1 protein-coding gene (cut by a window edge) is annotated in these 12934 nt (G+C 71.1%); it reads left to right on the forward strand.

Translation table 11 applies throughout. The features are described 5' to 3' along the window. A protein-coding gene (locus ACWDMM_RS19165; protein ID WP_449938662.1) for a WXG100-like domain-containing protein crosses the window boundary here: on the forward strand, window positions 1-12934 show its 5' portion. It continues 22037 nt past the right edge of the window; only the first 12934 of its 34971 coding nucleotides appear in the window; the start codon lies at window positions 1-3; its stop codon lies beyond the right edge, outside the window.

Below are 12934 nucleotides of genomic sequence, written 5' to 3' on the forward strand. Positions count from 1 at the left end.
ATGGCCATCGAGCTGCCCGCCGCGCTGAAATACCTCGAGCCGATCGTCGGCATGGAGTGGCCCGAGGGCAACGAAGACCAGATGTGGGGCCTGGGTGGGGACTGGCGGACCGCCGCCGAGGAGTTGCGTTCGGTCATCCCCGACATCGTGGCGGCCAAAAGCGCGTCGACGACCGCATATCCCTCCGGCGACGGCTACGAGGAGATGGTCAAGGCCTTCGACAGCTTCCTGACGTTCAGCGGCGGCAACCCGCAGGACGACCAGACGCTGTCGAAACTGGCCGATTACTTCAAGGAAATCGGCGACTCCGCATACGACGTCGGTACCGAGATCGAGTACGGCAAGCTGATGTACTGGTCGTCGCTGGCGTTGCTGGCGGCGGAACTGGCGGCGTCGTTCGCGTCCGGTCCCTTCAAGCCCGCGGTGGATGCGGCGGCGATCGCGGCCACCCGGATCGCGGTCCGCATCATCGGCCAGCGGTTGGTGCAGGCGGTGATCCAGCGGGTGGGGCGGATCGTGGCCAACCGGTTCGTGAGTTTCGTGCTCCGGCACGTCGCGATCGACACGATCCTCGGTACCATGCAGGAACTCGGGGTGCAGGCCTATCAGGTCGGGCAGGGGCACCGCAAGAACATCAATGTCGAGCAGGTCGTCGTCACCGCTGTGAGTTCCGCGGTCGGCGGCGCCGCGGCGGGACCGCTCGGCGAGAAGCTCGGTCACGCGCTGACTCGGCGGTTCGGTCCGGACTTCAATCCGTTCCTGCACGGCGCGATCACCGGGACCACGGCGGGTTTGGCCGGCGCGGGTGCGGGCTTCCTCGGTGCGACCGCCACGCAGTTCGGCTTCGACGTGGCGACGGACGGGTTGGACAAGGCGCTGCAGAACCTGGGGAACACCCCGGTCGACTGGCGCATGTTCACCGCGGGCGCGTCCAACGGTGCGATGACCAGTGCAGCGAAGGTCGGTTCCGCGCATATGTGGAACAAGGTGATGCCGACCACGATGAGCCGTCCCGATCTGGGGACTCGGCTGAACAATCTCTTCGCCGACGTGGGCGGGCCGCGGGTGGGCTACCGGCCCGATGGCGCGGCCACGCCCGGCGCGGGGGACGGCAGTCTGGCTCCCGGCGCGTCGAATACCTCCGGGGCGAACGGTGCTCCGCGCGCCGGGATGCCCGCGGCCGGGAACGGCAATGTCGCCGGGGGTACGGATACTGCGCGCGTCACCGGCGCGTCCGGGGACCGGGGATCGGGCGCGGCATCCGATGGGGCGGGGGCGAATGGCAACGAGGCTGGGCGGAATGGTGAGGCCGGCGCTACGGCACAGAACGGGGAGCGGGGGTCGTCGGGGGAGCGGAGTGGGTCGGGTGAGCAGTCTTCGTCGGGGGAGCGCACGTCGTCGGGTGAGCAGGCTGTGTCCGGTGAGCGGAGTGTGTCGGGTGAGCAGTCTGCGTCGGATGAACATTCCGCGCCGGGGGAGCGCACGTCGTCCGGTGAGCAGTCTGCGTCGGGTGAGCGAAGTGCGGCGGGCGAGCAGACCACGCCGGGAGAACGGTCCACGTCCGGCGAGCGGTCGGCGTCCGACACCGGCGCAGGGCTCGCCGACGAAGGACGGCAGGACCGCGGCGCGGAAGCAGGCCGGTCGGAAGAGCCGAATATTGCTGCGGCGCAGCATGATAGGGCTGGCGACCCAAGTGTCACGCAGCGCGGCGCGGTCGACGGCGGGCAGAATCCGGAGACGCGGTCGGTCTCGGATACTTCGCCGACGGGCATGACACCCGTCACGGGCGTTCCGCTCACCGGCCCGGCGGCGACGCCGCACACCGGGCCTAGTATCGCCGGCGCGCCGCCGTCCAGCGGTGTCGCGCAGGGCGCCACGCCTGCGTCGCCTGCTTCGCCGGGAGCGAGCGACGCGCGGCCTGCGCCGTCCGCCGATTCCCGCACCCCGGCCGCCACGTCCGAGAACAGGGCGGTGGCCGACCGGGGCCGGGCCGGTGTAGCCGATCGCGCAGCGGGTTCCGGCCGCGACGAGGCCGGAGTACGAGCGGGCAAGACCGACTCGGAAGCGCCGCGAGCCGAATCCAGGCGGGAGGCCGGTGCGACCCGCCAGGTCGGGGAGACCCGCCAGGACGGCGAGGCGCGCCCGGCGGGCGAGGCGCGCCGAGCAGGTGCGGACCGGCCGGAGGGCCGCGATACCACGGAATCCGAGGACGGCAGGCGCGACGCCGCGCAGCCGGTCGTGCTGCCGCTCGCCGGTGACGTGGGTGAGGCCAGGCCGGTGCGCCGCGCGGACACGGATGGCCCGGCTCGTCGCCCGGGCGGGGATACCGATGGCCCGGCTCGTCGCCGGGGTGCGGACACCGATGGGCCGGATCGCCGGGATACGGACGAAACCACGCGCGACGATCCCGAATCCGATGCGCAGGCAGATCATCCGAAGAATCGCGGGGAGTGCGCCCGGCTCTCCTTGGCCGAGCTGCGGGAGGCCACCGGGAGCGACACCATCCGGCCGCCGGACGAGCCGGTCGGCGAGCGCGGCATGTCCCTGCGCGAAATCGAGCAGGCCGCGGGCGGCCGTCTGTGGGACTACCCGGACGGCGGGCCGGACGAGTCCCGTCACCAGGGCATCGCCGACGAATTGCTGCGGATGGCCGCGGGGATGGATCCGCGCGATGTCGCCGAAGGCCGTGGACCGCGCGCCCTCGTGGTGGACGAATACGCCGGCCCGGTCGACGAGCACGGGGTCGGCGCCCACGCCTACACCTTGACCGTGCGGATGCATCCGGACACCGGCGAGTTCCGTATCGAGGTGTCCGATCCGGGAGCGGACAGCCGCAAGGGATTCCCGCCCGACGTGCCCGCGGACCTGCGCTCGGTGTCGGCGATCCTGTTCGACGGCCAAGGAAAGGCGGTGTCGCCGAGCGGATCCGACCCGCGCGTGCGACCGGCCGACGAGCGTCCGATCTATGGTCCCGACGGCGAGATCGCCGGTCGGCGCGGCGACGAGACGCCCGAGCAGTTCCGCGCACGGCTACGGGCCGAGATGGCGGACATGCACGCCAGGCGGGCCGCCGAGCAGGCGCGACAGCTGCGCGACCTGGTGGACCGCGTCGATCCGGCGGATCTGCCCGAAGGGGTGACAAAACGACAGCTGCGGATCAAGGCTTCGCAGGCGGAATGGCATGCCCGCGAGTTCCGCAAGAACGCCGACACCTGGTGGCGAGTGGCCGGAGGACGCCCGGCGGACGAAGCCCCGATACCGCCGCGTTCGCCGTCGGATCCGGCTCCGAACTCGACGCGCTCCCGCGACGACGCGAATCCACTCGATCCGGCCACGGACCCGGCGCGTTCGCGCGACGACGCCAGTTCGCTTGACCCGGCGCGGTCTCGCAACGACCCGGATCTTCCTGGTCCGGAGCGCGTTCCGCTCGGCGACCGTGAGCCGAGCGCTGTGGACGAAGTGAATCGGCCGCGTGACGCCGACAATGCGGAAACCCGTGGCCGGAAGGTCCCGCCGCTGGGCGACAGTGAGCGGAGCGCGGCGGATGAAGGGAATCGGCCGCGTGACACCGACGGCGCGTCAGAACCGGGCGACCGGAGGGGCGCGCTGCTGGACGGTGCCGATACGGTCCCGGCGCGGTCACGCAGCGATTCGGATACCACTGAACCGGAACGTGTTCCGCTGGGCGACCGTGTCTCGAGCGCGGCGGATGAAGGGAATCGGCCCTCGGATTCGGCGACTCGGCCGCGTGACACCGACGGCGCGCAGGAACCGGATGACCGGAAGGTCACGCCGCTGCACGACGGCGACGACGCGCGGCCCGCACGCGACCGCCTCCCGGCCCTCGACGAGACGCCCGACTTCCTAGGGGAATCCGATGACGCCGAGCACCGCTCGGAACACGGTGACGACGATGTCCCCACCGGCATGTTCCGCGACGCCGACGGGCTGTTGCACAAGTTCGGTGATCGGCCGGACTCCTACCGAGATCGGGACGGCACGTGGCATCACCAGGACGACGACCCTGGCACCTACCGCGACGACAGCTTCCGGTTGCGCGACGAACTGAACAATGAATACGTCACCGACCATCTGACGAGCAGGCCCTACCGGTTCCTGGCCGATCCCGGCGACAAGCAGCCCTACACCGTGGTCGACGAAGCGATCGCGGCCCAGATCGCGAAGACGGTCACCGAGCGGGCTGCGCTGGAGACGCGGCGCAACACGGCCAATGACGCGGTCAAGCGGCGCATGGCGGAATTCGAGATCAAGAAGATCAGCGATCTGGCCGAGGATAAGCTCGCCGCGCGCGTGGAGAAACTCGAGATCGAGATCTTGGAGTCCGACCTCTCCGACGAGCAGAAGCGGGCGAAACTCGATCGTCTCGGCGAGTTGGAGCGCAACGCCGCGGAGTTCAACCGGCTGGGCCCGCTGCTGGTGAACGCGTCGAAGACGCTCGGTGAACTGGGCGGCAGAGCGTTCGCGCTCGACGGAGACAAGTATCCGGGCGCGGTGCTGCTGTCGCCGTTCGAGGGTGCGATCGATGGCGCCGATACCGTCGACATAGCTGTGCTGGTCCCCGGTGTCGACGGTGGGCCCCCGAAGCTGGTGGTGATCGAGGCCAAGGGTGTCCACCGGCACCTCGGCGGCTCCAAAGCGGTTGAAGCGCAACAGGGTTCGCCGGAGTATCTGCGCCGCACGGCCGCGATCGACAAGAACCTGCGGCGGATTCTGACCGAAACGCCCGAGGAGATGGCGGCGCGCGGCGTCGATCCGGACAGCCCCGGTGGGCGGGCGCTATCGCGGGCGCGTGACCAACTGCTGGAAGCGCACCGGAACGGGACGCTGGCGGTCGAATACCACCTGGTGCACGCCACCAAGGACGGCGTCGTCACCTCGCGCGAGTTCAACCTCCATCGCGACGGCGTGCTGGTGCGGATCGACGTCATCGGCGGTATCGAATCGCCCGCGCTGGTGGGTGGACCGGACCGGCCGCCGTACGCGGACACTCCTGCTCGCGATGCCGACACCCCGGCGCGGGACGCCGACGATTCGTCACCTCCGCCCCCGGACAGTGACGCGGCGGCCACCCGCGATGCGGAACTGCTCGGCGTTCCGGGCGAGGACGAATGGTCGCACCTGAGTCCGGAGGAGGTCGGCGAGCGGCTGCGCGAGCACCTGCGCGGCGCGATGGACAATCCCGGCTTCGAAGTCTTCGGATTCGGCCTCGACGGTCTCAACCCCGAGGTGGTGCGGGAATACGCCAGGGCGATGGTCGATCTGGTCGAGCGGTTCCCGGCCGCCGACCTGCACAGCATCGGTATCGGCGGGCTGCCGCCCGAGGTGATCGGCATGGCGCAGCCCCGGCTGGACGCTTCCGGGCGCATGGTCACCGAGTCGATCGTCCTCAGTTACGACCATGCGACCGGGGCGCAGACGTTCCGGGATCGACTGCGGATCGGTGTGGACAACGGCCGGTTCTCCCCGGACGTGCTGCGCCGTCCGGTCCGGGCCGTCGTCGCGCACGAATACGGGCACGCGCTCGACCATGCCAGCCAGCAGAGCGCGCGCCATCGCGCCGAGGAATACCTCTACGAGCGTTATCTCGATGACGACACCCGCAGCCCGGAACTCGGTTTCGAAGACTGGCTGCACCAGCTCAGCGGCCACAGTTTCGACCGCGACGGCAACCTGCGGCCGGAAGAAGCGCTGCCGGAAGCGTTCGCCGATCACGTGCTCCGCGGCGACGACGACCCGGTCAGCGCCCCCGCCAGAGCGCTGCACGACCTGCTGACCCGATCGGCCGCCGAGCCGCCGGAGAACAGCGACGCGCCGCTCTCGCTCGAGGCCGACCACATCGATCTTCCGGACGACGGTTCGGAGGCGGAGACCGCCGGTGCGCAACGACCTCGCCCCGGGGGGCCTGAGCCGGGCGACCGGAAAGTCGCGCCGTTGGGCCGCGACGATCCGGCGAACCAGGAGGCGACACCTCCGCGGACGGAAGCCGCCGATGGCGGGTCGGGCAAGCCGCCCGCCGACCCGCCTGCCCGATTGCCGGACGAACCCGATGACGGCGCGCGCAACCGCCGCGAGGAATCGGCACGAGATGAGCCCTACCAGAAGCAGGTGTGGCCGCCGGCCGAGCAGGGAGACGCCAGCCCCGACCGGCCCGATGGCGATGAGCCGTCGCCCGGAGGCGCGCAGCCGGACGATCTCGCCGCGGCCACGGCATGGGCGAACCGCGAGTACGACCGGATGCTGGGCGAACGGCACCGGCTCACCCGCGAGATGGAGTTCTGGCAGGCCAAACGCGACGACCGGGCCACCAGGTCGATGGCGGTCGGCGATCCGGAGCGTGCGCTCGGCTCCCGCGAATCGCTGGCCGAGACGATGCGGCGGCTGGACGAGGCCGCCACCCGCAGGACCATCGATATCGCGCCGCTGGGCGAGGACGCGGGCGGGCAGGTCAGCGAACAGCGCTCGGCCGCCGATCGCATGCGGCGGTTGCGGGACCTGAACAAGCTGGAAGAAGCCGCCCAGCACGTCATCCGGTTGCGTGAGCGGATCGCGGTGCTGGACAGCGGTCTGCGGGAATTGGTCCGGGACGGCGCGGTCGAGGGCAGGCCGCTGCTGGCGGATGCCCTTGCGGAGCAACACCGATCGGCCGCCGAGCGCGCCCGCGAGCTGGTGCGGATCAAACCGCGCCGCGCCATGCGCGACGATCTGGCGCAGCGGCTCGGCCTCGTGGACGAGCACGGCCTGGTCGACGAGGCCGCCCTGAGTCCGGATCGGTTGGCGGACACGATCGAGCGGCTCTCGTCCGAGCATCCCGACCGGTCCGACCAGGTCGGCATGCTCGGCGAGGTGGCAGGCGAGGTCAACGACGCGCACAATCGGATCGGCCGGATCCAGGACCGGATGGCGCAGGTCGCGGGCGCCGGACGCCGGGACATCGAAGCCGCGGGCGGGCGGATGGAGACCGACCGGGTCGGGATGATCGATGGTGAGCCGCCCCGGATCGTCGTCTACGGTCCGCGGGAACCGCTGACGCCCGCGAACGGCATGACCGACCACGACCTCGCGCTCCAGCATGCCGCGCACACCTCCGAAGCCGTGGTGCGGGCGATGATGCGCCCGGATGTCACGGTGGAGTACCGCAGAATCACCTCCAACCGTGAGGGCGACTGGACGATCGATGACCTGCCCGGCCCGCAGGTACGTCACCTCGGTGGCCGCTTCGGAGCGCGGGAAGGGGCGACGCCGCGGCGCGGCTTGGACGTGGCGATGTGGCGCGCCGCCAACGGCGAGTGGCAGCAAGTCGATCCGTCCCGGCCGGATTGGCGGCAGAACCGGCGCGATGTGGCCGAGCACGATTTCAAGAGCCGTGACCTGCCGGAAGGCGTCAGCAGCTGGGCGGTGGACCAGATCCAGGCGACGGTGCACGACTGGCTCGCCGACCCGCCGCCGCCGGAACCCACGATGCGCGACCCGCACAGTCCGCCGCCGCAGGCGCCGATGAACGAAGACATGCTGCCGCACATCCCTGGTGGCGGGTCACCGATCAACCCCGGCGACATCCCCACCTACCAAATGCCGTTCTCCGGGGCGATTTCCGCCACGATGCGCGTGATCATCGAGACGGCGAAGCTGTCGGGCTTCACTTGGTTCGCCGATCGCGACAACCCGGGCAGGATCCGGCCGGGATTCAAAGGCCACCCGTGGTTCCGCGCACCGAAGTCCGAGCACCAGCCCTTCGTCCGTCCCGCCGAACCGGACGACGTCACCGACGACCGCGAGGCCCCGGAGCAGTTGCGCGATCGCGCACGGCAGCGGCGGGCGGACTGGGCGCGCGTCCAGAGTTGGACGGACGAGCAGTATCGGCGTTTCCTCGACGACGCCGATGACGTCGACCGGATCGCCGAGCGGGTGCGCGAGCAGCATCGGCGGGAGCGCGACGAGGCCGCGCAGGAGGTCATCGATGTGCTGCGCCGCCGGGTGCTGCCCCATGCCGCGATCGACCAGACCGGCGACCCGGACGCCCAGCTGACCCGGCTGCGCGGCGCCGTCGACGCGGCGAACGCGCTGCTGGACCGGCATTTCGATGGTTCGCTCGACGTCGAGCAGCGTCGGCGCGTCCTCGGCGAGGTCCTCGACCTGATGGTGCGTGGTGCGGATTCCGATGCACTGCGTGTCGCCCTGCACGACCATATGCGCACCCGCACCCCGGATCTCACCGCGGAGGATGTGCGGCAGATCAAGAAGCTGCTGATGGAAGACGAGCTGTTGATGCTCGACCCGGACAGCGGGCAGCTCGAATGGCGGCAACTGGATCGGCTGGCCCACGTCGCCGAGGCGTGGGATCGGCTCGCGAACGGCGATCCCTTGGCCGAGGACTTCCGGCTCGTCACCGACGCGCGGGCGTGGTCGGAGCTGGCGCGCAGGTTCCGCGAGGAGAGCGACTACAACGTCACCTGGCACGAGATCTACGAGGCCGTGCAGCGGCTCGAGGGTCCGCATTGGGACGATCGGCGGCCTCCGCTGTCGGATTGGCGCGCCGACATCCCGTACACGCCGCCGTTGCCCGCCCACTTGGCCGACGGGCCGCGGTCGCCGGAAGAGTCTGCGGCAAAACAACGCTCTTCGGATGGCGAGCCGATGCGCGATCCGGTGCTGGAGGGGATGCTCACGGAGCTGGAGGCGACCGTTGAGCGGATGCGCCGAATGGACGCGGAGTGGGAAGCGGCTTCCGATCAGGAGACCGACGGACCGGAGAACAGCGGCTCTCGACGTGATCCAGATGTGGATTCGGTGACGCGAGATCCCGAACTGGATCGCATGCTCGCGCGGCTCGAGGCCACGGTCGAGCGTATGCGTCAGCGGGACGCGGAGTGGAGGGCCGCCCTCGATTCGACGCCGGAGGCGGAATCGGAGCAACCGGAAGGCGCTGCGTCCCGGCATGTCTCGGACGAGCCGGTGCGGCGGGACCCGGTGCTGGAGGGAATGCTCACGGAGCTGGAGGCCACCGTCGAGCGGATGCGCCGGATGGACGCGGAGTGGGAGGCCGCGTCCGAGCGTGTGGCGGAATCGCCGGATGAGCCCGGTTCACAACGTGCGCGCGGCGAGGAGCCGCCACCGCGGGATGCCGTGCTGGACGGGATGCTCGAAAAGCTCGAGGCGACCGTCGAGCGGATGCGCCGGATGGACGCGGAGTGGGAGGCGGCGGAGGCTGCGCGGGACCGGGAGCGTAGTGCCGATGAGCCGGGGGAGGACGGCCCCGAAGCCGCGGGTGGGGTGCGGCCGAGCGGGCCTCCGTCCGAGCCGCCGTCGACGCCCGCGCGGTCGGTGGAGGAACCGAGCGCGCCGGATGAAGCGCGGCGTCCGGATGGTTCCGAGCCGGGCGGGCGGATCGATGAGCGTGCCGACGCCGGCGACTCGCTCGGTCGCGATGGCGACGTTCTCTTCGAGGGCGATCTGCCGGAGGACGGGACGCCGTTGTATCGCGGCATTCCCCGCTTGCTGCCCGACGGATCGGTGAATCCGTCCTACCAGCAGGCGGTTTCGGGACGCGCGGTGCCGCGCGGGACCGTGGACCTGTCCGCCGAAGAGCACATCTCCCAGCGGCGAGCCGCCGAGAGCGACACCACGTCGTGGACGCGCACGCGCAGTGCGGCCGAGGCGTTCACCAACGGCGACGGGGTGATCCTGGAATGGCGCACCGGGGCGCCGCCGGAGGGCGCGTCCTGGAAGTTCAAGCCGATCTTCGATCTGCCGGACCAGTTCTCCCAGGTGCTCATCCAGGGCACGCTGCCCGACGCGCGCGCGACCAGGTTCATCGCGGCCGACGCGCATCCCCAGCCCGCCGTGCGGGACATCCAGCAGCGGTTGGGCGACGGCAGACCGGATGGGGATACGGCGGCGCAGCTGCGCGACGACGAACCGCCCGGCGCACCGGCTCCGGATCCCGGCAACGACGAGAACGCCGCGCGGCCCGATGATTCCGATGCGACGCTGCTCGGTGCGCCGACCGATGACGAGTGGTCGCCGCTGAGCCCGCCGGAGGTCGGCGAGAAGCTGCGCGACGACCTGCGCCGGATGACCGACAACCCACGGTTGGAGGTGTTCGGCTTCGACCGCGACGGTCTGAGCCCGGAGGCGGTACGCGAGATCGCCCGCGCGCTGGTCGATCTGCACGCCCGCTTCCCCCAGGTCGACATCCGCCGCATCGGGATCGGCGACTTGCCGGACAAGGCGATCGCGGAGGCGCGTTCCGGCTACGCGGACGGCCGCTTCCACACCGAGTCCATCACGGTGAGCCCGAAATACGTCGCGAGCGCACGGGAGCTGCGCCGGACGATGACCGACCGGGTCGGCGACGGACTGTACGACCGGGCCGTCCTGCGGCGGCCCGCGTACTCGATCGCCGTCCACGAGTTCGGGCACGCGCTGGAATTCGCGGGAGACAACGCCGCCAGAGCCGGGGCCGAGGACCAGCTGCTCTACCACTATCTGGACAACCATCCGGCCGACCGGACGATGGATGGCTTCATGGACTGGCTGCGCGCCCACCTCAGCGGCTACAGCCTGACCGCACAGGGCATCGAATCGTCGGAGGCGCTGGCCGAAGCGCTGGTCCAAGTGGTGGCCAACGGCCGCGACAACGTGCCCGAGCCGGTGCGGATGCTGTACGACCGGTTGGTCGAGGCGGTCGAAGGCGATGCGAAGCTGCTCGGCGCGCCGTTCGACGACGAGTGGTCGCGGCTGGGTCCGGCGGAGGTCGGGCGGAAGCTGCGCGACACCGTGCGGCGGATCACCGGCGATGCCGAGTTCGAGGTGACGGGCTTCGACCGTCCCGGCCTCAACGGCGAGGTGCTGCGGGAATACGCCCGGTCGATGGTCGAGATGTTCGAGCGGTACCCGCAGGCGAGTTTGCGCCGGATCGTCGTCGGTGACCTGCCGCGCGGCGTCTTCGCCGAAACCGGGCAGCTGATCGACCGTCGCACCAGGAAGGTGCACGCGGACGATCTGCTGATCAACGCGCACTACGCCGCGAGCGCGACGGAATTCCGCGAAGCCGTCGAGCGGGGCGTCGAATCCGGGTGGCTGCATCCGTCCGCCACGCGCAGACCCGTCCACGCGATGGCGGTACACGAGTTCGGCCACATCCTCGACATCGCAGGCAGCGGCTTCGCCCGGCGCGAACTCGACGCCGCGCTGCTGAACCACTACTTGTCGAAACAGCTGGGTGAACCGACCACCGAGGGCTACCTGGCGTGGCTGAAGGACAACCTCAGCGGGTACAGCTTCGACAAGTCGGGACTGCTCGACCCGGCGGAGGCGCTGGCCGAGGCGTTCGCCGAAGTGGAGTCGCGTGGCCGTTTCCGGGTCGGCGAACCCGTGCGCGTGGCCTACGACCTGCTGCGCGAATCGGTCCACCGCGGTGGCCGCCGCGGATGGCTCGGGCGGTTCATGGACGGGCTGCGGCTGGAGCGGTTCATCTCGCGCGATGAAACGGCCGGGATCGAACGCGACGCGGTCGAAACCCATGAGCGGCACGCGGTCCGGGTGGAGGACCCGCAGGACGGCGGCGAACCCCTGCCGCCCGCCGACCTCGCCCTTCCGGCCACAACCGGTGGCGACGAGACCGGCGCGCGTGCTCTGGTTCGCCCGGACGAGGCGCAACCGGCCGGTTGGCATCATCGCCCGATAGATGTGGCCGCGGCGGAAGTACGGGAAGTGCTGGTGCGCAGCGAGATCGGCAGGCAAGCGCTCGCCCGGCTGCGCGATCTCGGCGCCGCCATCCGGTTCGAGGAACCCGGCGACGGCCCAGGGGAGCCGGACCGGTTCGACGGACGGACGATGGACGTGTTCATCGGCACCCGCGGGCGCGACCAGCTGGCCCAGGCGGCGGCGGTCGTCCGGGCGGCGGAGCTGGCCGGGGCCGTCGCCGAGGGCAGGCTCGAGGTGAGCCCGGCCCGCATCCGGGAGCTGGATCGGTCCGATCACGTCGCCGCGCGGGTGCGGGCCGAGGCCGAGGCGCTCGGCCGCCAAGCCGAATTCCACCGGGAGATGCGCGAGGCCGGTTACGACCCGTACGGCGGGCCGGTGCGCGACGTGGTCGATGCCGCGCAGCGCAGCGTGCTGGAATCGGCTTACCTGGACGCCTTCGACCGGGCCGGCGAGCCGGACGGCGCGGCGGTGGACGACCCGGCGCGCCGGGCGATCCGGGACGCGGAGGCGGCTCGGCTGACCGCGCGGCGGGACGCCGTGGCCGCGGCTGTCGACGCGGCACGCGTCCTGCGTGCGGAAGCGGCGCGCGGTCTGGCGGACGATGCGCAGCTGACCACGCGAGCCGCACTGGCCGACACGATGGAGCAGTTGCACGGCCGGACCGTCCGGGTCGATCAGGCCGGCGCCTGGCGGGACCGGTTGTCGGAGCTGGAGCGGGCGGCACTGCGGGTCATCGACCTCGAGGAGATGCTGAGCCGCGCCGGCACGGACCTGCGGCACGTGCTCGACCTCGATGCCACCGAACCGGATGCGAGCGCCGACCGCGAGCGACGGCGTGCGGCGGGCGTTGACGAGTTGCTGGCCGATCCGCGGTTCGACGCGCCGGAGGATCCGCGCGAGGGCGTGAGCGGACGGCACGAGGCCGGCGAGGAGTGGGACGCCGCGCACCGCTCGCGCGCACCCGAGGGGACGGCGGAATACGCTCCCTCCGATCTCGCGACGGCCCGCGAACTGGCGCGGCTCCAGCGGGCGGACGCGGCGGCCGGGCGGGAACTCGCACGGATCGAAGCGGATTGGGATCGCGCGTTCCGGCGGCTGAAGGACGGTTTCAACCTTCCCGACGATGAGATCCCCGCCACCCGGCAGGAAATGTTCGACCTGGTCCGGGAACGGTCCGAGCGCATCGACATCTGGAACGGCACCAGTT

Source organism: Nocardia sp. NPDC003726 (genome assembly GCF_053586955.1).